The sequence below is a fragment of the Thermotoga sp. 2812B genome (assembly GCF_000789335.1).
Taxonomy (GTDB): Bacteria; Thermotogota; Thermotogae; order Thermotogales; family Thermotogaceae; genus Thermotoga; species Thermotoga maritima.
The window spans coordinates 531,804-554,124 of record NZ_CP003408.1 but is presented as its reverse complement, the minus strand read 5'-3'; the positions used below and the strand labels follow the sequence as shown (position 1 = coordinate 554,124).

Here is a 22,321-nt window from a genome sequence, read left to right as displayed (position 1 = left end):
TCCCGGAATCCCGGGAGCTCTTTTTTAATACGCATACAATCTTCCGTACGGTCTGTGTGTGTAGGGTTTGAGGATGATGAATTCTCCGTTCAGAATCTCCTCTGAGTCGTAGTCAAAGAGTCTGCAGAACTCTTCAACATAAGGCTTGATCCTGTTGATATCCTCTTCGGTGGGCTGGAAGATTTTCACTTCTTTTCCGAGTTTGTGCTCTTCTACGGTTCCTCTGAGAAAGATCTCCCCACCGTGCATTCCTGTTCCAACGTAGTTTCCTGCGATGTTTCCATCTTCATCTTTTTCCAGTCCCAGCACTATGAGAAGTCCTCCTGCCATGTATTCTCCGAGGAAGTCTCTCGCAAAGCCTCCTATGACGACAACGGGGTAATTTTCTTTGTAGGCCTTCATGTGTATTCCCACTCGATATCCAGCATTTCTTTTTATGTAGATGTGTCCACCCCTCATGGCGTATCCTATGATGTCGCCCGCGTGCCCGTGAACCACGATTTTTCCTGCGTTCATGGTGTTTCCTACACCGTCTTGTGCGTTTCCGTTCACGATGATTTCAGGACCGTCCATGAAAACACCAAGATCGTTCCCCGGAACGCCGTTTATTTCTATTTTTACTTTCTTTCTGATTCCGGCTCCGATGTATCTCTGACCGCAAACGTTGTCCAGAACTATTTCTTCTTCTCCGTTTTCTATCGCTTCCCAGATCAAGTCGTTCAGTTTTTTGTAGTGGAGGCCTTTCGCGTCTATTCTAACCATATCTTGATTTCCCCCTCCAGCATCTTCTTTCTGAACTCTTTTGGAAGGTAAACGAGGCCGAAGTTCTCGTCGAGTAGTCTGTCTTTGAAAGAAGACACGTCGAGTTTTTGAAGGATGAGGCCTGTGTAGATTCCGGCCCTGTCTATGTCGTTCACAAGGATGGCACCTATGAGTCTGTTGTCCTTCAACACCATTTTTTTGTAGGTGTTTCCTTCTTCGAAGGTGAGGATTTCATACCCATCGTCTTCCACGTTCGAGTGCCCGACCGATATGGTTGGAATACCGGCGAGTTCAACGGAGTTCATCGGGATACCGCCGGGATACCTCACGTTTCTCCCAGCCATGTTGTAGCCAGCCACTCTTCCCTGCGCAACAGCCACAGGCCAGATGGCGATCGTTTTTCTCTGACCATCTATCAGATCGTAGAATTCAGTGCAGTCTCCCGCAGCGTAAACACCTTCCACGTTTGTTTCCATCTTTTCGTTCACCACAATACCGCGGTTTATTTCTATCCCGGAGTCTTTGAGGAATTCCACATTCGGTCTCACACCAATTGCGATGACGAGAAGCTTTGTTGGGATCTCCTTTCCGCTTTTTAGAACAACGGAGGAAACCGTGTCGTCACCGTTCACTTTCACCACTGTGTCGTTCGTTATAACGCTGCATCCTTCTTTTTTCAAAGCTTCGGTGATGATCTCAGATGCCTTTCTGTCGAAGGTAACGGAGAGTATCCTGTCTGCCAGTTCAACGATGGTGACCTTCACTCCGAGTTCCATCAGCGCTTCCGTTGTTTTAAGACCGATCAGACCTCCACCGAGCACCACGGCTTCTTTCACATCGTTTTCTTCTATGTACTTTTCTACCTTCTCTTCGTCTTCCCACGTGGTGAATGTGAACACACCTTTCTTTCCAGTGAGTCCTTCTATGTTTGGAACAAACGGCTTTCCACCGGTGGCAATCAGGAGTTTGTCGTAGCGAATTTCTTCTCCGCTGTCTGTTACTACTGTTTTCTCCTCTGGTATCACCTTTTCGACTCTTGTAGCGGGTTTTATATCGACCCTCATTTCTCTCAGATAGTCTTCCGTTCTGTAATACATCTTCTCCTCTGTGACCTTTCTTCCAAGCAAGTAGGTGATCAAAGGTCTTGAGTATCCCACGTATTTCTCTGCCGTGATCAGAAGGATTTCTCCTTCTTTGTCAACTTCTCTGATCGCTTCTATCGCGTTCAAACCGGCTGGCCCGGATCCAACTATCACGTACCTCATTCTCTCACCTCAACCAGAACGAGCGCTTCGTTTGGACAGCCTTCAACACAGCCAGGAGTTCCTCTATCGGCACAGAGATCGCACTTTGAGGCAACTTTCTTTTCTTTTGTGTTCCTTCTTATCACACCGAAGGGACAAGCCATCACACACATCCAGCATCCAACACACTTTTCTTGATTCACTCTAATGGCTCCTGTTTTTGGATCTCTGTGCATCGCGCCCGTCATACAGGCCTTCAGACAAGATGGATCATCACAGTTTCTGCACTGAAGTGCGAAGGTGACGTAATCGTGTTCTTCCACGATCACATTCGGCTCGGGAAGTTCCGGGACGTATCTGTACACCTTTATGAGGTTTCCCGTTCCCACCTGTGCAGCGACGCAGTTTATCTCACACAGCTTGCACCCTATGCAGTATTCTTCCCTGATAAGTATTCTTCTCACTGCTATCACCACGCCTCTCCTGCGGGTTTGATACCAAGGAGTTTCAGTTCGTATTCGTGGAGTCCCACACCTCTGAGGACTTCCCTGTTGCCTCTCAGTGACTCTATGGCGTTGATACCCATTCCACCGAGGATTTCTTTTATCTCATGAGCCCAGGCTCTCAGAAGGTTCGCGGCTCTTCTTGCGCCTATCTCTGGATTCAGTCTCTTTGTGAGTTTTGGATCCTGGGTGGCGATTCCCCAGTTACACTTTCCAAGGTAACACGTCTGACAGAGATGACAGCCGAGTGAAATGAGAGCGGCCGTTCCTATGTAAACCGCGTCTGCTCCGAGTGCGATCGCTTTGATCACATCGGCACTGTTTCTGATTCCACCCGCAACCACGATAGAGGCCATGTGCCTTATGCCTTCCTCTCTGAGTCTCTGATCAACAACGGCTACAGCGAATTCTATGGGAATTCCGACGTGATCTCTTGTTATCTTGGGAGCGGCTCCTGTACCACCCCTTATACCATCTATCACTATGTAGTCCGCACCGGCTCTGACTGCACCGGCAGCGATTGGAGCCACGTTGTGGACTGCAGCGATCTTGACACCAACTGGTTTTTCGTATCTTGTGGCTTCTTTTATGGCGTAGATGAGCTGTCTCAAATCTTCTATGGAGTAAATGTCGTGGTGCGGTGCGGGAGAGAGAGCATCGGTTCCAACAGGAATCATTCTGGTTTCCGATATGGGCTCGGTGACCTTTTCTCCCGGAAGGTGTCCACCGATACCCGGCTTTGCACCCTGCCCTATCTTTATCTCAACCGCAGATCCAGCGTTCAGATAATCTGCACTCACACCGAAGCGTCCGGATGCAACCTGGACGATCATGTTGTCCTTGAACTCTCTCAGTTCTTTCGGGAGTCCTCCTTCACCTGTGTTGAAGAAGGTTCCCACGGTCCTTGCAGCTCTTGCGAGTGAAAGGATTGCATTCAAACTGATCGAACCGTAGGACATAGCGGTGAACATAACGGGAACTTCCAGCTTGAGCTGAGGAGCGATTTCCGTTTTGAGTTTCACCGTTCCGTCTTCGTCTTCTTCAATTTCCAGTTTTTCTTCTTTTCTTCCGACGTACGTTCTGATCTCCATGGGTTCTCTGAGGGGGTCTATCGAGGGATTTGTCACCTGACTCGCGTTGAGCACTATGCGGTCGAAATAGCTGAAATAAGGTCGGTCGTTGCCCATGCTGGTGAGAAGAACTCCTCCGGTTTCTGCCTGCTTCATGATGCCTATGAGATGTTCTGGAGTCCAGTGGGCAAGAGGCCTTATGTCGAAATCGTTCTTTCGAACCGTGATGGCCTCTGTTGGACAGATAGCCTCACAGAAGTGACATCCAACACACTTGGTGTTTTCTGTGTACACTCTGTTGGCGTTTTCATCGTAGAAGTTCGCACCGTAGGAACAAACCCTCACACAGGCGAGACACCTTATACATTTATAATCATCGCGTTCCACAACAAATTCGGGGGGTACTTTTCTCTTAGCCATTTTCTCCCTCCAGTACCACCTGAGTTTTCCTGGCGGATTTCAGCACTCCAACGACGGGGTCACCGGCTTTTGGAGCCCAGACCTCATCAGGTTCCGGGCAAACAACTCTTATAGCAGACTCCTCGGAAGCGATGTATAGAAAGTCGTCTTTTGTAGCGGCGACGAGTGGTCTGAGTTTTATTCTGTCGTTCAGCCCCATCATCATGTTGTTGTTCGCAACGATAATGGCAAACGGTCCGTTCAAAAGTGCTCCTCCGTAATTCATTCTCAAAGCGGTGTAGAGTTTTCTTTCCTCTTCTGGCATGAGGTCTATATCTTTCCAGAGAGGCGCTGCGAGGATCTTTGCCGTGAGCTGAGGACTGTAGCCGAACCGTCTCATGAAGAGATCCACCAGGTACGCCACCACTTCAGTGTCCGTCATGAGTGTACATTTGTAGCCGTACGCTTCCAGAAACCTTCTGTTTATACCGTAGGAAGATATTTCTCCGTTGTGAACGACTGTCCAGTCGAGAATACCGAACGGATGTGCTCCTCCCCACCATCCGACGGTGTTCGTGGGGAACCTGTTGTGCGCTGTCCAGATGTAACCCTTGTACTCGTCTATTCTGTAAAAATCAGCGATGTCTTCCGGAAATCCCACTCCTTTGAAGACACCCATGTTCTTTCCACTGGACATGACGAAGGCTCCGTTAATTTTTTCGTTTATGAACATGACGGTGCTGACAACAAAGTCTTCTTCGCTCATGCCTTCAGGAATAAATTTTGGTTTCAGAAAGTATCGCCAGAGGATGTGGACTTCCTTGATGTGGGGATTTTTCCTGGTGGGGATGGGTTCACTTTCGATGATTTCGTAGTGATCTTTTATGTATTCTTCGGCATTTTTCTTATCGAGATCGCTGTCGTAGAGCATGTGGAAACAGTAAAGATCTTTCAACTCCGGATATATTCCATACGCAGCGTATCCAGCCCCAAGCCCGTTTCCTCTTTCTCTCATGAGCGCCATGCTTTCCACGATCACGCTACCGCTGAATCTCTTTCCAGAGGTGTTCATTATCCCGGAGACTCCACAGGCGGATGGGACTTTGAAGTCTTTATCTGGTATCAGACGGGGAAGGTCATAGGACAAGGCATTCACCTCCTGAAGGAGAAAAGCATGAATATAAAATCTTGTGTATAACATTTATACCATATGTGTTCTCTCAATCAAAGGACTGTATCAGTATTGTTTCGTTTGAGAAAAGTAAAAGTCTGTTATGAAACATCCGTGTAATTATTCCAGTTATGGCATAAAAATTAATTTGGTCTGTGGATAAAGAAAAAGGGGATGCATTGCATCCCCTTTCTGGCTGGGAGGGGAGGACTCGAACCTCCACCAGCGGATCCAGAGTCCGCCGTCCTACCGTTAGACGACCTCCCAACGGCCTTTCAAATTATACATCAAGAACAGGGATAGTTCAAGGGGTGGTGTTTCACGTTTTTTTCACGTTCAAACTGATAGTATTTGATCAAGGTCAAAAATCGGGGTGATGAACGTGAGAGTTCTTGTGGTAGAAGACGAAAGAGATCTCGCCGATCTGATAGCCGAGGCTTTAAAGAAAGAAATGTTCACCGTCGATGTTTGTTACGATGGAGAAGAGGGTATGTACATGGCTCTGAACGAACCTTTCGATGTTGTGATTCTTGATATAATGCTTCCCGTCCACGATGGGTGGGAGATCCTGAAGTCTATGAGAGAAAGTGGAGTGAACACCCCCGTTTTGATGCTCACGGCTCTTTCGGATGTGGAGTACCGTGTGAAAGGTCTCAACATGGGAGCGGACGATTACCTTCCTAAACCTTTCGATCTCAGAGAGCTCATAGCCAGGGTGAGAGCTCTCATCAGAAGAAAGAGCGAAAGCAAAAGCACAAAACTCGTGTGCGGTGACCTGATTCTGGATACAGCCACTAAAAAGGCATACAGGGGCAGTAAAGAAATAGATTTGACAAAGAAAGAGTACCAAATTTTGGAATACCTTGTGATGAACAAAAACAGAGTTGTCACGAAGGAGGAGCTCCAGGAACACCTGTGGAGCTTCGATGATGAAGTTTTCTCCGATGTTTTGAGAAGTCATATAAAGAATTTGAGGAAAAAAGTGGACAAAGGGTTTAAAAAGAAAATAATTCACACGGTGAGAGGTATCGGTTATGTTGCCCGTGACGAGTGAAAGAAAGGCCTTCAGAAAAACACAGCTCATCTGGACGGCCGTGTTCACACTCTCCATAGTTCTCATAGTGGCCATCACAGTGGGCGCTGTTTTCATTGTAGAAAAGAGAAGAATAACCACCCAATTCGATGGTGAGCTGAGGAGAACGGCGGATCTCATCGAAAGAAGATTGAGAGCGCCTGGAATGATGGGAATGCTCCGCACGTTTAGGGGAGTGGATCCCCTTTTTGTCCCACGTGGTGAGGCGTTCCAGTTCCTGCTTCCCTCGGGAGAGGTCTTTCTGGAGGTGGGAGAACAGATAGGAACTCCCGAAACTCCCGTGGAAGAGGGGTTTTCCACGGAAGGGAACTACAGGATTTTCACCAAAAAGATAGATCTGGGAGACACCACAATATTTCTGAGAGTGGGAAAGGACATCTCCGATCTCATAGAGCGAAGTAAAAGACTTCTTTCCATGTATTTGCTCGTGATTCTGTTTTCTGCGGGGGGAGCCGCTGTATTCGGATATTTCGTGTCCAGCCTGGCTCTGCTTCCTGTGAGGAATGCCTACAACAGCCTGAAAAGATTCTCGATGGACGCCTCCCACGAGTTGAAGACGCCTCTCTCTGTTCTGAAAACAAGTCTCGATGTTTTGAAGTATCGAGAAGATTTACCAGATGATGTGAAAAACAAGCTGGGCATAATGGAAAAGAACGTCGAGAAGATGAGCAAACAAATAAACCAGCTCCTTCTTCTCGTGAAAAGCGAAGGTTCTCTCAACAGCGTTGTGAAGGAAAGAATAAACCTCAAGGATTTTCTCCAGCAAATCGTAGATGAATTCAAGCCGAAAGCAGAATCAAAGGGGCTGGAGCTGGAAATAGATTGCCCAGAAGATCTATTTTTAGAAACCGAGAAAGACACCTTGAGGGTGATAATGGAGAATCTGGTCGACAATGCTGTGAAGTTCACGGAGAAAGGGAAAGTGATCGTCGGTGCAAGAAAGGAAGGTAGATTAACCATCTACGTTCAGGACACAGGACCTGGAATTCCGAAAAAAGAGCAGAAGAGAATCTTTGAGAGATTCTACAGAATATCCAGAAACACAGAGGGTTCCGGACTTGGTCTTTCCATAGTCAAAGAACTCGCTTCCAGATTGAAAGCGAAGGTAATTCTTGAAAGCGAAGAAGGAAAAGGTAGCACCTTCAAACTCGTTTTTTGAGGGTGTTGTAACAGTCTCTGCAGACCGCAATGTATTTTTCCTGTCCTCCAACGTCTATTTCTTCTTCACCTCCTGCTACTTTTAGTGTGAGGGTAGCGTTGTACTCACCGCATCTGTGACAGACTGCCTTCTTTTTGATCACGGTGTCGGCGAGACTGAGGAGCAGAGCAGTTGTTTCAAAGGGATTTTGCTTGTGTGTGAGATCGAGCCCTGCACAGAAGACATCTATTCCTCTGTCGAGAAGATCTTTCACCACTTCAAACAAACTCGGATTGAAGAACTGCACCTCGTCTATGAAAACTCCCCGGGTGTCTTTTTCGATGTACTTTCGCATTTCTTCAGGACGTTCTATCACGTGTGCTTCAACACCGTTTCCAGAATGAGAGACGATCATGGTGGAGTGATATCTGCTGTCGATTTTTGGTTTAAAAACAGCGACTTTTTTCTTTCCCAGTTTGTATATTTCCACAAAGGAGAGAAGCTCGGTTGTCTTTCCGGAGTACATGGGACCCGTGATTACGGTCAATTTTCCCGACATGTCGATCCCTCCCTGACGATTATACAACCCGGAGTGTTAACAATCTTCCCAGTCAAACTGAAACATTCTCATAATTGACAGCGGTTTTTTGAATTGATAGTATTGAGACATATAAAATCCTCCAGAAATTTATTCCCGAAAATTAGTAATAAATATCTAATCCAACATGGGGTTTGTGCCCTCTAAAAAAAAGAACCCCATGGTGTTTGTTTTTTGTTTTTCAAGAATATTGTTTATTTGTATCATATTGATAGAGAATTAATCTTAAAAGAGTCAACAAACATATTTACCAAAAGGAGGTGTTTTTATGCGAAAGAGAGTTTTTTCCTTGTTGCTAGTTCTTGCTTTTCTTTCTGTGGGTTTCGCCCAGGACGGTGTCACAGATGTCGGCTGGTCACTCGACATGGTCTGGATCCTCATTTCCGCAGCGCTGGTCTTCTTCATGCAAGCGGGTTTTGCCATGGTAGAGTCCGGTTTCACCCGCGCAAAGAACACGGTGAATGTGCTCATGAAAAACCTCATGGATTTTGCGATCGGATCTGTGGTCTTCTTCATCTTCGGCTACTGGATCATGTTCGGGAAACATCCTCTCACCTTTGATCCCTCCACAAAAGAAGGTCTCTGGGATTTTGCCATGTGGATGTTTCAGATGGCTTTCGCAGGTACGGCCGCGACGATTGTGTCCGGAGCGATGGCAGAGCGCACTAAGTTTCCCGCGTACCTCGCTTACACAGGTTTCATAACAGGAATCATCTATTCGGTTGTTGGAAGGTGGATCTGGGGAGGAGGATGGCTTGCACAGAAAGGTTTTATCGATTTTGCAGGTTCCACAGTTGTTCATTCTGTTGGTGGATGGGCTGCCATGATAGGTGCATCCCTTCTTGGTCCCAGGTTTGGAAAGTACGACAGTCAAGGTAATCCCAAGCCTATTCCAGGGCACAACATTCCTCTTGCTGCTCTCGGAACCTTCATCCTATGGTTTGGATGGTTCGGGTTCAATGGAGGAAGCACTCTTGCCGGAACGAACGGTGCGATAGGGATGATCATATTGAACACCAACCTCGCTGCTGCCACTGGAGCACTCGCTGCAATGGTCACCGTATGGGCAAAATATGGAAAGCCGGATGCGAGTATGACGATGAACGGTGCTCTTGCTGGCCTTGTTGCCATCACCGCACCGTGTGCTGTGGTGTCTCCTGTGAGTTCTTTGATCATAGGAGCGATCGGAGGGGTGCTCGTAGTGTTTGCGGTTGAGTTCTTCGACAAAGTTTTGAAAATCGACGATCCCGTTGGGGCCATATCCGTTCACGGTGTCAACGGTGCTTGGGGGACTCTCGCCGTGGGACTCTTTGCGGAGAGCAAGTACGCTCTTGCAAGCGGGATGGGGGATGTGAACGGGCTCTTCTTCGGTGGAGGAGTGCATCAACTTGGAGTTCAGTTTCTGGGTGTTATCAGTGTGTTCGCCTGGACAGTAGTGACCAGTTTCCTTGTGTTCTGGTTCATCAAAAAGACAATTGGTTTGAGGGTGGACAGAGACATAGAGTTGAAGGGGCTGGATATAGAAGAGCACGGCATGGAAGGATACGCTGATTTTGAAATCTTCACCACAAGATGAAGGAGGTGACAGTATGAAACTGATCATAGCTGTTATACAACCCCACAAGTTACCGGATGTGAAAAAGGCACTTTTCGATGCACAGGTTTACAAGATGACTGTCATGAACGTTCTTGGATGTGGTCAACAGAAGGGATACACAGAAACGTATCGAGGTGAAGTAGAAGAGGTGAATCTTCTCAAAAAGGTGATGCTTCTCATAGCGGTCAATGAAGAATTCGTTGAACCAACTATCGAGGCGATTCAAAAAGGGGCAAGGACAGGAAACATAGGAGATGGGAAAATTTTTGTGCTGGATCTGCTGGATTGCATTAGGATCAGAACGGGAGAAAGAGGACGGGAGGCCATAGGATAAGGTTTCCTTTCGGGAGAAGAAACCTCCTCCCCTTTTTTCGGCCTCCCTTGAAACGACGTCTGGGATTGAAATTATACTACAGAAGGCGAGGGCACGTAAAGCCCTCGCTTTTGTTTGTGATACAATCTCATAAGGGTGAGTTTGTGAAAGACAGGCTGGAGGAATACCTGAACAATCTGAAAATAGAGAAGAAACCGGATAGTAGAGAATCCTGGGACTCCTACTTCATGAGGATTGCCAGGATGGTTAGTGAGCGATCGACCTGTGTTCACAGAAAAGTGGGAGCTGTGATTGTGAAAGATCACAGAATCCTCGCCACCGGATACAACCAGCCTCCCTCGAAATTTCCCCACTGCAACGAAATCGGATGTATCCGCGATGACCTTGAAATAAATTCTGGAGAACACCAGGAGATATGCTACGCGCTACACGCGGAGCAGAACGCATTGATGCAAGCGGCAAAGTTCGGTATAGCGGTCAACGGTGCTACCATATATGTCACGCACAAACCGTGTTCAATCTGTGCAAGACTCATAGTTAACGCTGGAATAAAGAGAGTCGTTTACGAGAAGGATTATCCTGATCCTCTGACAGATTTCTTCTTCAAGTTCACGGGAGTGGAAAGTGTTCGCTTTGTAGGTGATGAGATGTGAAGACGGAAAGACTCATTTCTTACCTCAGGCCGGGCAGGTGGCCGAGCGTCTGGTGCCCGGGTTGTGGGAACGGAATAGTCCTGAAAGCGTTCCTGGAAGCCGTGGATGACCTCGCACTTCCAAAAGAAAAAGTGGCTGTGGTGTCTGGAATCGGTTGTTCCTCGAGGGCTACAGGGTACCTCGATTTCAACACGTTGCACACCCTTCATGGAAGGGCAATCGCCTTCGCAACGGGAGTGAAGCTGGCAAAGCCGGATTTCGAAGTGGTTGTGATGGGAGGAGACGGAGACATTCTCTCGATAGGTGGGAACCATTTCATACACGCGTGTAGGAGGAACATAGATATAACCGTTGTCATTTTCAACAACATGATATACGGCATGACAGGTGGCCAGGTTTCTTCAACGACTCCTCAGTATTATCAGACTTCGACAACTCCTCTTGGGGCCTTTGAAAAACCGTTCGACGCGGTGGAGATAGCTCTCTCCGCTGGAGCCACTTTCGTTGCGAGAAGTACCGTTTATCACTACGATCACCTGGTGAGAGTCCTAAAAAAGGCCCTTCAGCACCGGGGAATTTCTGTTGTTGACGTTCTAACGAACTGTCACACCTACTTTGGACGGTACAACGGCATGCCCGAACCTCATCAGATGATGGAATACTTCAAGAACAACACGTGTTTTCTGGAACGACCCGAAGAAGGTAAAATAAAGATAGGAATCTTCCGTGAGGAAGAAAAAGAAGACTTTCTGACTGTTTACAGGCGTTTGACCAGAAAAGAAGGTGCGATGGAATGACAGAGCCTGTTTCCATACGAATAGCGGGTATCAGCGGACAGGGAAACATACTGGCGGGTTTGATACTCGCGAAGGCTCTCGTTTATGAAGGTAAATGGGTTGTCCAAACGCAGTCTTACAGCGCTCAGGTGAGAGGAGATGTCAGTTACTGCGACGTGCTTTACGACGACTCACCGATAGACTATCCAGAGAGTGAATATTTCGACATTGTGTGTATTCTTCATCAGAAAGCGATGGACGAGCTTTACAAGTCGGTGAAAGTAAACGGTGTGGTCATTCTCGATCAAACTTTTGTGAAGAACGTTCCTGACTTCGTAAAGAGAATAACCCGAAAGATTCTGTTTGTACCCGCTACAGAAAGGGCCATTTCAGAATTCAAGACGGCTATGGTTTCTAACGTCATAATGGTGGGGGTACTTGCCAAAGTTTGTAACATAGTGAAGCTCGATTCTTTGAAAAGAGCACTGAAAGATCACGTGAGGAGGCCTCTGTGGGACATAAACCTGAAGGCTTTGGAGTTCGGCTACAACATGTTCGAAAAACAGTTCAAGATAAAAACAGAGAGGGTGTGGAAGAGGCTTGCAGCGGGATTCGAATAATATTTTGAAATCCTTCAAAAACGCCTTTGAAGGAATAGAAAATGCCTTAAAACTGGAAAGAAATCTCAAAATACATTTCTTCATAGGGATCGTTGTGGCTATTTTTTCTCTCTTTTTGCCGTTGAGTGCGAATGATCTTTTGTGGATATACTTTGCCATATTCTCTGTCATTGGAGCGGAGCTTCTCAACACGGTGGTGGAAAAATTTCTCGATCTTTTCTTCAAGGAGTACAGTGAATCGGTAAAGCTCGTGAAAGATATAGCGGCCGGTGTGGTTCTCTGGTATTCACTTTTTTCAGTGGTTGTGGGTATTTTGATACTGGGAAAAGCTCTTTTCTCCTGGGAACCTTCGTTTGCCAAGTTCTTCGTTTCTGGTGTTTTGATATTCTTTCCTGTAATCTCTTTTTCCATGAGGAGGTACAGAAATGACAGACAGGGTGATAAGAGTACTGGTGGTAGATGACTCGGCGTTCATGAGGATGGTACTCAAAGATATCATAGATTCTCAGCCAGACATGAAGGTAGTGGGATTCGCTAAAGACGGTTTGGAAGCCGTTGAAAAGGCTGTAGAACTCAAACCAGACGTCATAACCATGGACATCGAAATGCCGAATCTGAACGGAATTGAAGCGCTGAAACTCATCATGAAAAAAGTCCCCACACGAGTCATCATGGTGAGCAGTTTGACGGAAGAAGGCGCGGCGATCACAATAGAAGCTCTCAGAAACGGTGCGGTGGATTTCATCACCAAGCCGCACGGTTCGGTTTCTCTCACTTTCAGACAAGTTGCCCCGGAACTTCTGGAAAAGATCAGACAGGCGATGAACGTGGATCCACGCACTCTCCTCTTTAAGCCGAAGGTTTCACGGCTCACCATAACCAAACCAGCTGTAAGTGGGAAAATCGTGGTTATAGGTTCCTCAACCGGAGGGCCCAGATCGCTCGACATGATCATCCCAAACCTTCCGAAAAACTTCCCAGCTCCAATAGTGGTGGTCCAGCACATGCCTCCTGGTTTCACAAAATCGCTCGCAATGAGGCTGGACAGCACCTCTGAACTCACAGTGAAGGAGGCCGAAGACGGAGAAGAGGTCAAGCCCGGTTTTGTTTATATCGCTCCCGGGGACTTCCATCTTGGTTTGAAAGCCCAGAACGGCAAGGTTTTTTTCTTCCTGGACAAGTCTGATAAAATAAACAACGTGAGGCCATCGGTGGATTTCACCCTGGACAAAGCAGCGGAGATATACAAATCCAAAACGATAGCTGTAATTCTCACGGGTATGGGCAAAGATGGCACCAAGGGAGCATTCAAGGTCAAGTTTTACGGTGGAACGGTAATAGCCGAAGATAAAGAAACATGTGTCGTCTTTGGAATGCCCAAGTCGGTGATCGAAGAAGGTTACTCTGATTACGTTCTTCCGGCCTATAAAATACCTGAGAAGCTGATAGAACTCGTATGAAAGGATGGGGAGGATGAAGAGAGGCTTCTTTTTGCTTTTTCTTGTTGTCTTTTTCGTACACGGATTCTCATCCTACTTCCTGATTCATTACAAGGTCCAGAAGAACGACACCCTTTACAGTATATCCCTCAACTTTGGGATTTCCCCCTCTCTTCTTCTTGACTGGAATCCCGGACTCGACCCTCACAATCTCAGAGTGGGGCAGGAGATCGTGATTCCTCAGCCGCCTGGCTACCTCTACACAGTAAAAAAAGGAGACACCCTCGATACTATTGCAAAAAGGTTCTTCACAACCGCTACTTTCATAAAGGAAGCGAATCAGCTCAAGTCTTACACCATATATGCGGGACAGAAGCTGTTCATACCTGAAAGTATCATTGGAAAGGCGTTCAACGATGAGAAATTCTTCATCTGGCCTGTTTATGGTGTCATTTCCTCCGGTTTTGGCTGGAGGATTCACCCCATAACCGGGAAATATTCCTTTCACTCAGGAGTTGATATATCGGCACCGGAGGGTACACCCATATTCGCTGCTGAAAGCGGAGTGGTGGAGTTCGCCGGGGAAAACGGCGGGTACGGTCTCATGATAAAAATAAAATCTGCTTCTTACGAACACATATACGGGCATCTTTCCCAAATAGATGTATACGAGGGTCAGTACGTAAAGAAAGGTCAGATAATAGGAAGGGTTGGAAACACCGGTTTGAGTACAGGGCCTCACCTTCATTTCGAGGTTAGAGTGAATGAGAAAGCCGTGAATCCGATCAATTACCTGCCAAACCAGATCTGGGTGTTGAAAAAAGAACTCATAGGAACCGGTGGAGAATGAAGATCCTGGTAAGCGCGTGCCTTCTGGGACTTCCCACAAGATACGACGGACGTTCAGCAGCAGATGAAAGAGTTCTTTCGCTGCTGGAAAGGCACGATCTGATACCTGTCTGTCCCGAGCAACTTGGTGGTCTTCCAACTCCAAGGCCCCGGTGTGAGATTTATGGAGGCTGCGGATGGACCGGGAAGGAAAGAGTTCTCGATGAGTTTGGAAGCGACAGAACTGAGAATTTTTTGAAAGGCGCGGAAACCACCCTCAAGGTTGCTCGCCTTCTGAAAGTAGACCTCGCCATTCTGAAATCTAAAAGTCCCTCCTGTGGAAAAAAATTCGTCTACGATGGAAGTTTTTCCGGAAGATTGGTTCCGGGAAAGGGAGTTACCGCTTTCGTTCTGGAAAGAAACGGTGTGGAGGTACTGGACGAAACAGAGATACCAGGTGATTTGTGAATAACGATGATTCTACTTGATGTGAAATGATCCCATAAAAATATTCTCCTTTAACCCGAGGAAACTTTTGTTCCCTCTTTTTTTCTAATTTTTCTTATAGTTGACAAATTGATTATAATGTGGTTGGTTAGTTAACGATAACAAACGAAAGGAATGGAAAAATGCTGAATGAAATGGAAAAGACAGTTCTTCAAATGATAATGGCTGGAAGCGACATTTCAAGGGTGGATATCAGCAGAGCTCTTGGGATAAGTAAGCCAGTGGTGTCTAAGGCTGTGAACAGGCTTATAGAACTGGGTTTCGTCAAAGAAGCGGGAAGGAAAGAAAGTTCTTCCAAAGGTGGAAGAAAGCCCGTTTTGCTTTCTTTTGTTCCGGAGAGCAGATACGTCATAGGTGTGGATATCGGCGGCACGAAAATCGACGCTGTGCTCACCGATCTGGTTGGAAATGTTTTGAACAAGGAGCACATACTTTTACCCTCAAACCTGGACAAGAGGAAGTTGCTTGAATTGATAAAAAAGGTGATCCATCCATTTCTTGTCTATGAGAGGATTCTTGGAATAGGAATTGGAATACCGGGCACTGTCGATGAAGATCATCTTGTAAAGCGTATTCCGGCTTTCGATGTCACAGATTGGGATCTAAAAGAGGAGCTGGAGAAAACTTTTGGATATCCCGTTTTTGTCGAAAATAACGCGAATCTGGATGCTTTCGCGGAGGCAAAGATAGGAGCTGGACGAGGATTCAGGTGTGTCTTGCTCATTTCTGTCGGCTGGGGAATTGGATCGGGAATTGTTTACGATGGAAAGATCTTCAGGGGGGCGAGGGGGAAAGCAGGGGAGTTCGGGCACATTGTTACGGACTGGTCAAAGGAAAAGGAGATAGTACTCGAAAAGGGTTTTGGACATCTGGAAGAGTGGTTCTCTGGTTTTTCTATGAGTAAAAGATTTGGAAAAAGTCCTGAATGGGTATTTGAAAAACGCCACAACGAGATAAAAAAGAACCTGGAACACTTTGGAGTCGCTGTCGCGAATGCGATTGTACTTTTCGATCCAGACGTTGTCATCATAAAAGGAGGAATAGGACTCCATCAATTTGAAAAAATCTCGGCTGTAGTGAGGTCGGTTGTCTCAAAGATCGTTCCCGAGGATATATTGAAGGATGTTGAGATCAGAAAAGGAGAAATCGAGGAATACGGAGTTGCGATCGGTGGGGCTCTTTTTGTGATTGAAAATATCCTGGGGTTAAAAGGAGGGGGAAAGTATGAGGGCTGTCAGGCTTCACGCGAAGTGGGATCCAAGGCCGGAGTTTAAGCTCGGTCCAAAAGACATTGAGGGGAAACTCACCTGGCTCGGTAGCAAGGTTTGGAGATATCCGGAAGTGAGGGTGGAAGAGGTACCAGAACCAAGAATCGAAAAACCCACGGAAATCATAATCAAGGTGAAAGCCTGTGGAATCTGTGGAAGTGATGTCCATATGGCTCAAACTGATGAAGAAGGTTACATTCTCTACCCAGGTCTCACCGGTTTTCCTGTCACTTTGGGTCACGAGTTCTCGGGAGTTGTGGTTGAAGCGGGACCGGAAGCCATAAATAGAAGAACAAACAAAAGATTCGAAATTGGGGAACCTGTCTGTGCGGAAGAGATGCTCTGGTGTGGCCATTGCAGACCGTGTGCGGAAGGATTTCCTAACCACTGCGAAAATCTCAACGAACTTGGGTTCAATGTGGATGGAGCGTTTGCGGAGTATGTAAAAGTGGACGCAAAGTATGCGTGGAGTCTCAGAGAACTTGAAGGAGTGTACGAAGGTGACAGACTATTCCTCGCAGGAAGTCTTGTGGAGCCCACATCTGTTGCTTACAACGCTGTGATCGTAAGAGGTGGGGGTATCAGACCGGGCGACAACGTGGTGATTCTGGGAGGAGGTCCTATTGGGCTCGCGGCCGTTGCGATCCTGAAACACGCTGGTGCTTCAAAGGTGATTCTTTCTGAACCTTCGGAGGTTCGGAGAAATCTGGCAAAAGAACTCGGAGCGGATCACGTGATAGACCCCACCAAAGAGAATTTTGTTGAGGCGGTTCTCGATTACACCAACGGCCTTGGAGCAAAACTCTTTCTTGAGGCTACTGGAGTTCCTCAGCTCGTCTGGCCACAGATAGAAGAGGTAATCTGGAGAGCCCGCGGTATAAACGCCACCGTGGTGATCGTGGCAAGAGCCGACGCGAAGATACCTCTCACTGGGGAAGTGTTTCAGGTCAGAAGGGCACAGATCGTGGGATCTCAGGGACACTCTGGTCATGGTACCTTCCCGAGGGTGATCAGTCTCATGGCCTCCGGGATGGACATGACCAAAATCATCTCCAAGACCGTTACCATGGAGGAAATACCTGAGTACATAAAGAGGCTTCAAACCGACAAGTCCCTGGTGAAGGTTACCATGGTGAACGAGTGAGGTGAGAGTTATGGGTAAGTGGCAGATACCACCTGAGGGAGGTCACATGGAAAGACCAACGGGTGTCTATTATCAGACGATGACGATGAAACAGATAAAGGAAAGACTAAAGGAATGTGACCTCATAATAATCCCTGTGGGAAGCACGGAAAACCACGGACCAAATGCACCAACAGGAGAAGATACCTTCCTCGTCACGAGGATGGCCGAGCAGGTCGCATTGAAAACAGGTTGTACAGTTGCAGAGCCCATCTGGTATGGATACCATCCGTACCACCACATAGGAATGCCAGGAACGGTTCCAGTAAAAGATGAGGCGTTCATAGACTATCTTGTGAGCGTCATAGCAGGATTCTGGAACACTGGTTTCAGAAAGCAGATCCTTCTGAACGGCCATGGCCAGGAGTTCGTGATTCCTGTAGCCATTCACAAGTTCGCAAAGATTTTCCAGGTTCCTGCCATCATCATCAATCTGAACTGGTATCACGCCATACAGGACAAGTTCAAGACGAAGGAAGAAGGCGGCCCCTACGAAACACCGTTCATTCACGCAGACGAAGTGGAGACGTCATGGAGCCTTGCGCTCTTTCCGGAACTCATGCACCAGGAATGGGCTGTCGACACAGAGCCGAAAGGGTTCCTACCGGAAGGACACATAGACAAGGCGGGAAATCTCCTTCACAGACCCATTGCATGGTACGGACACGTAGGGGGAGGTCCCATAGAGGTTGTGGCGTATCCTGAGGGGGTTGTAGGAAAGGCAACCCTTGCGTCTGCGGACAAGGCCAAGGAAGGAGTTGAAGCCCTTCTGGATTACCTGGAAAAACTCGTGAGGGACATCATGGAAAGGTTCCCGCCGGGGAAACTGCCACCTGCGGAGATGCTGTCTCAGAGGCCAAAGGAAGAACTCGATGCACTCACAAAAGAGCCACTTACGGAAGGCTGGAGGAACCTGTACACGGCTGGGAACCTGTGGGGATGAGACCGTGAAACTTGGAATAATCGGTCTGGGGCGCATAGGAACGATACATGCCGAAAACGCAAAACTCCTGGAAGACGTGGAACTGGTGGCGGTGTCCGATATAAGGATTGAAAGAGCAAAGGAAGTGGCCGAGAAGTTGAAGGTGAAAAAGGTCTTTGCCAGCCCGGAGGACCTCATACGTGATCCAGAAGTGGAAGCGGTGATGATCTGTTCCAGTACCAACACGCACGCACCACTTGTCCTTGAATGTGCCAGAGCAAGAAAACACGTGTTCTGCGAGAAACCCCTCTCCCTGGATCTGGTGGAAGTGGACAGGATGATAGAGGCAATGAAAGAGGCTGGAAGGATCCTCTTTGTTGGATTCAACAGAAGATTCGACAGGAATTTCAAAAAGGTAAAAGAAGCAGTAGAGGAAGGAAAGATAGGGACACCCCATGTTTTGAAGATAACGAGCCGGGATCCTGAGCCACCCCCGATAGAGTACGTGAAGGTCTCAGGAGGAATATTCCTCGACATGACCATACACGACTTCGATATGGCGCGCTACATAATGGGTGAGGAAGTGGAAGAGGTCTACGCCAGTGGATCTGTGCTTGTGGACGAGGAGATAGGAAAAGCAGGGGACGTGGACACAGCCGTGGTCGTTCTGCGTTTCAGAAGCGGGGCTCTCGGGGTGATAGACAACTCCAGAAAGGCTGTTTATGGTTACGATCAGAGACTGGAGGTCTTTGGAACAAAAGGGAAAATCACCGTCGACAACATCAGAGAAGACACCACCATGCTCACAGATGAACAGGGTGACCACGGTTCGAAGTATCTCTACTTCTTCCTGGAAAGGTACAGAGAGTCGTATCTGGAAGAGTTGAAAACGTTCGTTAAAAACGTAGCAGAGAACGAACCACCGGCCGTGAGTGGAGAGGACGGGAGAATGGCTCTTCTGCTGGGATACGCTGCAAAGAAATCTCTGGAAGAAAAAAGGGCCGTGAGATTGGAAGAGGTGATTCCATGATCACCTTCATTGGACACGTGTCGAAGGACATCAACGTGATACATGGAAAAGAGGAAACAGCGTACGGTGGAGGAGTGGTGGCTGGTTCTATCACCGCAGCTCTTCTTGGGGTGAAAGCGAAGGTGGTTACAAAGTGTGCAAGGGAAGATATCGTACACTTTGAGTTTTTACGTGAAAACGGAGTTGAAGTGGTCTTTCTGGAAAGTACCAGGACAACCAGCATAGAGAACAGGTATGGAACCAGTCCAGACGAAAGGGAAAGTTTTCTGATTTCGGCAGCTGATCCGTTCACAGAGGAGGATCTTCTGCACGTTGAAGGAAAGGTTTGCCACGTGAATCCCCTGTGGTACGGTGAGTTTCCAGAAGAGCTCATAACAAAATTGCGCGAAAAGGTGGATTTTCTATCTGGAGACGCACAGGGTTTTGTCAGAGCCCCAGAAAACGGAAAACTCGTCTACAGAGACTGGAGAAAAAAAGAACACCTGAGATTTTTTGATCTCTTCAAGGTCGATATCAAAGAAGCAGCGGTTCTGACAGGAACAAAGGATCTAAAAGATGCGTGTAGAATCATCGGCTCCTTCGGGACCAGGATTGTACTTGCAACTCACTCCGCCGGTGTTCTTGTGTTCGATGGAGAGTTTCATGAAGCACCCTTTGAAGGATGGACTCTGGAGGGGCGAACAGGAAGAGGCGACACGTGTACAGCCGCGTTTCTCGTTGCTTTTCTCTTCAAAGGAATGAGTGTGGATGAGGCCACACGGTTTGCAGCAAGGGTTACTTCTGTTAAGATGAGACATCCAGGACCTTTGAGGAGGGATGATGTTGAAACTCTCTCTGGTAATCAGCACCTCTGATGCTGCCTTTGACGCACTGGCTTTCAAAGGAGACCTGAAAAAAGGAATGGAACTTGCAAAAAGAATCGGCTATCAGGCGGTGGAGATCGCTGTCAGAGACCCTTCTGTTGTGGACTGGAACGAGGTGGCCAGGCTTTCAAAAGATCTGGGACTTCCCGTCTGTGCCATAGGAACTGGTCAGGCGTTCCTCGCTGATGGGCTTTCTCTAACACATCCGGATGAGAAGATCAGAAAAAAGTCGATCGAGAGGGTCAAGAAACATGCGGAAGTTGCAGAGTCATTCGGAGCATTTGTTATTATCGGCCTTGTTCGTGGAAAAAGGGAAGGAAGGCCATATCGAGAGGTAGAAAAACTCTTCCTTGAAAGTATGAACTCTTTACTGAGCGATACAAAAGAAGTGAGATTCGTCATAGAGCCTCTCAACAGGTACGAGTCAGATTTCATAAACACCGTTGAAGAGGCACTGAGGGTGATTGAAAAAATCAACTCTGACAGGGTGGGAATTCTCGCAGACACCTTCCACATGAACATAGAGGAGGTAAACATTTCAGAGAGTCTGAAAGTAGCGGGAAAGAAACTGTACCACTTCCATGTGGCAGACAGCAACCGATGGGCACCGGGATGCGGACACTTTGATTTTGAAAGCACTTTCAAAACCCTGAAAGAGATTGGCTACGATGGATACATCTCCGTTGAGTGTCTTCCTCTTCCGGGAGGGATGGAAAAGGCTGCGGAGGTTGCCTTCAGGACTCTAAAAGAACTAATTGTTAACTTGTAGTAACACAATGAGGGCAGTCTTGATTAATGATAAACAGGACGATTGCTCATACTCTTTAGTTGTGGGAGTAAAAATCAACCTGAGATGGCTTTTCTATTACAATGGGTAGCACTGCACCTGACCTTCCGAGCCTACAGGAAAGAAATTTGATGTTTTTTAACGGAAATTGAAAAAATAGTGATAAAATTAATAAAACGGGGGGTGAAAGTATGAGAAAGCTTCTACTTGTGATCATCTTGACCATAGGTCTTTTGATGTTCGCAGAAGAGATCACCATCACCGCGTGGACCGTGGGACCCGATAATCCATCTTACTACAGGTTCGACAACCTGAAAACAGCTGCGGAGAGGCTAAACAAGATTCTGAAGGATCTGGGAGTCGATCTCACCATCAAGGTTGATGGCTATTTCGATACCACAGACTGGAGTTCTTTCAAGCAGAAAGTAGTTTTCGGAATCAAATCTGGTCAGACGGTGGACATCATCTGTTCCGGTCACGACGACATAGGAGCCTGGGCAAAAGCGGGATACATCATACCTCTCGACGAATACGTGAAGAAGTACTGGGACGAGGTTTACTACGATTTCATCCCATCGCTCTGGGAATCAACGAAGTACAAGGGACAGATCTATGGAATTCCTCAGGACACAGAAGCACGGCCTTTCTACATCAACAAGCAGGTTCTTAAGAAACTCGGCTGGTCGGACGAAGAGATCAATTCCCTGCCAGACCGAATCGCCAGAGGAGAGTTCACCTTCGAGGACTTCATCGAAGTGGCAAGAGAAGCCATTGAAAAGGGCCTTGTGGAATGGGGCCTCTATCACAGGCCGAAAGCAGGTATCGATTACTACCAGCTCATGATCAGCATGGGCATTGACTTCTACGATGAAGAGAAGGCAGTCTTTGTTTACAATGTGGAAGAGATGAAAGATTACTACAAATTGCTCTACGACCTTGCAAATACCTACAAGATTCTTCCAAAGAACATGATAGGAACACCGTGGACTTCTGTTCACAAAGACGTTACAGGTGGAAAGGTCCTGGCGTGGATGGGCGGAACGTGGAACTGGGCTGAGTGGAAAAAAGATTACGGAAAAACAGAAGAAGAACTCCAGGAAATGTTCATTCTTGCTCCCGTTCCTAAGTTCAGAGACAGAGGAAGACCAAACACCCTGTCTCATCCGGTTGTTTACATGATCCCAAGCACGAGTAAGTACCCGGACATCGCGTTCCTTCTGATAACACTTGCGTCTGCTCCAGAGCTCAACATGAGGCATGCGGTTGAGAGTGGACATCTGCCGATCAGATGGCAGCAGACTGTGCTTCCCGAATACACCAAGGAATTCATCATGATGGAAGGAACAAAGCTTCTGCCGTACTCGGGGTTCATTCCAAACGACGACATGTTCAATCTCTACAACCAAATCATCTTCGAAGGAATGCAGATGGCAGAAAGTGGCATGAATCCAGAGAAGGTAGCGGAGGATGTGGCAAAGAGGCTCAAATCACAGCTGAAAGATAGAGTAGTGATCATTGAGTGAGGGGGTTCCCCCT

General features: G+C 47.3%; 24 protein-coding genes and 1 tRNA gene. 18 read left to right on the top strand and 7 right to left on the bottom strand.

Annotation, left to right across the window (positions count from 1 at the left end; translation table 11 throughout):
• Positions 1-24 precede the first annotated feature (24 nt).
• The 6 genes from T2812B_RS02825 to T2812B_RS02800 all read right to left on the bottom strand — a co-directional run bounded on the left by T2812B_RS02825 (position 25) and on the right by T2812B_RS02800 (position 5,416).
• Positions 25-762 (bottom strand): hypothetical protein, encoded by a 738-nt coding sequence (locus T2812B_RS02825; RefSeq protein WP_008191950.1) that lies wholly within the window; start codon positions 760-762, stop codon positions 25-27.
• Entirely contained in the window at positions 750-2,027 is a 1,278-nt protein-coding gene (locus T2812B_RS02820) for an NAD(P)/FAD-dependent oxidoreductase (RefSeq protein ID WP_008191952.1), read from the bottom strand. Before T2812B_RS02820 ends, T2812B_RS02825 begins: the two co-directional genes overlap by 13 nt.
• Entirely contained in the window at positions 2,024-2,479 is a 456-nt protein-coding gene (locus T2812B_RS02815) for a 4Fe-4S dicluster domain-containing protein (protein ID WP_008191955.1), read from the bottom strand. Before T2812B_RS02815 ends, T2812B_RS02820 begins: the two co-directional genes overlap by 4 nt.
• The gene (locus tag T2812B_RS02810; protein ID WP_008191957.1) at positions 2,476-3,999 is read right to left on the bottom strand and encodes a glutamate synthase-related protein; all 1,524 of its coding nucleotides are present in this window, start codon (positions 3,997-3,999) and stop codon (positions 2,476-2,478) included. The genes T2812B_RS02815 and T2812B_RS02810 overlap by 4 nt, the downstream gene beginning before the upstream one ends.
• Positions 3,992-5,125: a glutamine amidotransferase family protein gene (locus T2812B_RS02805; protein WP_008191959.1), complete on the bottom strand. Its 1,134-nt coding sequence runs from the start codon at positions 5,123-5,125 to the stop codon at positions 3,992-3,994. Before T2812B_RS02805 ends, T2812B_RS02810 begins: the two co-directional genes overlap by 8 nt.
• A gap of 217 nt (positions 5,126-5,342) precedes the next feature.
• Positions 5,343-5,416 (bottom strand) — tRNA-Gln (locus tag T2812B_RS02800).
• A 115-nt stretch (positions 5,417-5,531) separates the two neighbouring features.
• Here T2812B_RS02800 and T2812B_RS02795 point away from each other — a divergent pair.
• Complete coding sequence (locus tag T2812B_RS02795; RefSeq protein ID WP_008191961.1) at positions 5,532-6,203, top strand: response regulator transcription factor; 672 nt, start codon at positions 5,532-5,534, stop codon at positions 6,201-6,203.
• On the top strand, positions 6,184-7,401 hold the full coding sequence (locus T2812B_RS02790; RefSeq protein ID WP_008191963.1) for a HAMP domain-containing sensor histidine kinase: 1,218 nt from the start codon (positions 6,184-6,186) through the stop codon (positions 7,399-7,401). Before T2812B_RS02795 ends, T2812B_RS02790 begins: the two co-directional genes overlap by 20 nt.
• On the opposite strand, the gene T2812B_RS02785 is transcribed toward T2812B_RS02790, so the two are convergent.
• Positions 7,385-7,939: a thymidine kinase gene (locus tag T2812B_RS02785; protein WP_008191964.1), complete on the bottom strand. Its 555-nt coding sequence runs from the start codon at positions 7,937-7,939 to the stop codon at positions 7,385-7,387. The genes T2812B_RS02790 and T2812B_RS02785 overlap by 17 nt on opposite strands.
• A gap of 307 nt (positions 7,940-8,246) precedes the next feature.
• Between T2812B_RS02785 and T2812B_RS02780 the strand changes: the two genes are divergently transcribed.
• From T2812B_RS02780 to T2812B_RS02705, 16 genes are all read left to right on the top strand, one after another.
• A complete protein-coding gene (locus T2812B_RS02780) occupies positions 8,247-9,554 on the top strand; it encodes an ammonium transporter (protein ID WP_008191965.1) in 1,308 nt (435 codons plus the stop codon).
• Positions 9,555-9,567: 13 nt separating this feature from the next.
• Positions 9,568-9,909, top strand: coding sequence for a P-II family nitrogen regulator (locus T2812B_RS02775; protein ID WP_004083241.1), 342 nt, complete (start codon positions 9,568-9,570; stop codon positions 9,907-9,909).
• A 143-nt stretch (positions 9,910-10,052) separates the two neighbouring features.
• Positions 10,053-10,562, top strand: a complete 510-nt coding sequence (locus T2812B_RS02770; RefSeq protein ID WP_004083243.1) for a cytidine/deoxycytidylate deaminase family protein — start codon at positions 10,053-10,055, stop codon at positions 10,560-10,562.
• Positions 10,559-11,359, top strand: a complete 801-nt coding sequence (locus T2812B_RS02765; protein ID WP_004083245.1) for a 2-oxoacid:ferredoxin oxidoreductase subunit beta — start codon at positions 10,559-10,561, stop codon at positions 11,357-11,359. Before T2812B_RS02770 ends, T2812B_RS02765 begins: the two co-directional genes overlap by 4 nt.
• On the top strand, positions 11,356-11,958 hold the full coding sequence (locus tag T2812B_RS02760; RefSeq protein WP_004083247.1) for a 2-oxoacid:acceptor oxidoreductase family protein: 603 nt from the start codon (positions 11,356-11,358) through the stop codon (positions 11,956-11,958). The genes T2812B_RS02765 and T2812B_RS02760 overlap by 4 nt, the downstream gene beginning before the upstream one ends.
• Positions 11,939-12,421: a diacylglycerol kinase family protein gene (locus tag T2812B_RS02755; RefSeq protein WP_011943146.1), complete on the top strand. Its 483-nt coding sequence runs from the start codon at positions 11,939-11,941 to the stop codon at positions 12,419-12,421. Before T2812B_RS02760 ends, T2812B_RS02755 begins: the two co-directional genes overlap by 20 nt.
• The gene (locus T2812B_RS02750) at positions 12,384-13,418 is read left to right on the top strand and encodes a chemotaxis response regulator protein-glutamate methylesterase (RefSeq protein WP_008191974.1); all 1,035 of its coding nucleotides are present in this window, start codon (positions 12,384-12,386) and stop codon (positions 13,416-13,418) included. Before T2812B_RS02755 ends, T2812B_RS02750 begins: the two co-directional genes overlap by 38 nt.
• 13 nt (positions 13,419-13,431) lie before the next feature.
• Positions 13,432-14,247 carry a peptidoglycan DD-metalloendopeptidase family protein gene (locus tag T2812B_RS02745; protein WP_008191984.1) on the top strand — a complete coding sequence of 272 codons (816 nt, stop codon included), beginning with the start codon at positions 13,432-13,434 and terminating at the stop codon, positions 14,245-14,247.
• On the top strand, positions 14,244-14,693 hold the full coding sequence (locus T2812B_RS02740; RefSeq protein WP_008191986.1) for a DUF523 domain-containing protein: 450 nt from the start codon (positions 14,244-14,246) through the stop codon (positions 14,691-14,693). Before T2812B_RS02745 ends, T2812B_RS02740 begins: the two co-directional genes overlap by 4 nt.
• A 161-nt stretch (positions 14,694-14,854) precedes the next feature.
• Positions 14,855-16,006 carry an ROK family transcriptional regulator gene (locus T2812B_RS02735; RefSeq protein ID WP_004083258.1) on the top strand — a complete coding sequence of 384 codons (1,152 nt, stop codon included), beginning with the start codon at positions 14,855-14,857 and terminating at the stop codon, positions 16,004-16,006.
• Positions 15,957-17,144, top strand: coding sequence for a scyllo-inosose 3-dehydrogenase (gene iolM, locus T2812B_RS02730; protein WP_008191987.1), 1,188 nt, complete (start codon positions 15,957-15,959; stop codon positions 17,142-17,144). The genes T2812B_RS02735 and iolM overlap by 50 nt, the downstream gene beginning before the upstream one ends.
• Positions 17,145-17,154: 10 nt before the next feature.
• On the top strand, positions 17,155-18,126 hold the full coding sequence (iolN, locus tag T2812B_RS02725) for a 3-dehydro-scyllo-inosose hydrolase (protein WP_008191988.1): 972 nt from the start codon (positions 17,155-17,157) through the stop codon (positions 18,124-18,126).
• Between the two features lie 4 nt (positions 18,127-18,130).
• Positions 18,131-19,135 (top strand): inositol 2-dehydrogenase, encoded by a 1,005-nt coding sequence (gene iolG, locus T2812B_RS02720; protein WP_008191990.1) that lies wholly within the window; start codon positions 18,131-18,133, stop codon positions 19,133-19,135.
• On the top strand, positions 19,132-19,989 hold the full coding sequence (locus T2812B_RS02715; protein WP_008191991.1) for a PfkB family carbohydrate kinase: 858 nt from the start codon (positions 19,132-19,134) through the stop codon (positions 19,987-19,989). The genes iolG and T2812B_RS02715 overlap by 4 nt, the downstream gene beginning before the upstream one ends.
• Positions 19,958-20,767 (top strand): 5-keto-L-gluconate epimerase, encoded by an 810-nt coding sequence (gene iolO / locus T2812B_RS02710; protein WP_008191992.1) that lies wholly within the window; start codon positions 19,958-19,960, stop codon positions 20,765-20,767. Before T2812B_RS02715 ends, iolO begins: the two co-directional genes overlap by 32 nt.
• 209 nt (positions 20,768-20,976) lie before the next feature.
• A complete protein-coding gene (locus tag T2812B_RS02705; protein ID WP_008191994.1) occupies positions 20,977-22,308 on the top strand; it encodes an ABC transporter substrate-binding protein in 1,332 nt (443 codons plus the stop codon).
• Positions 22,309-22,321: the final 13 nt, after the last annotated feature.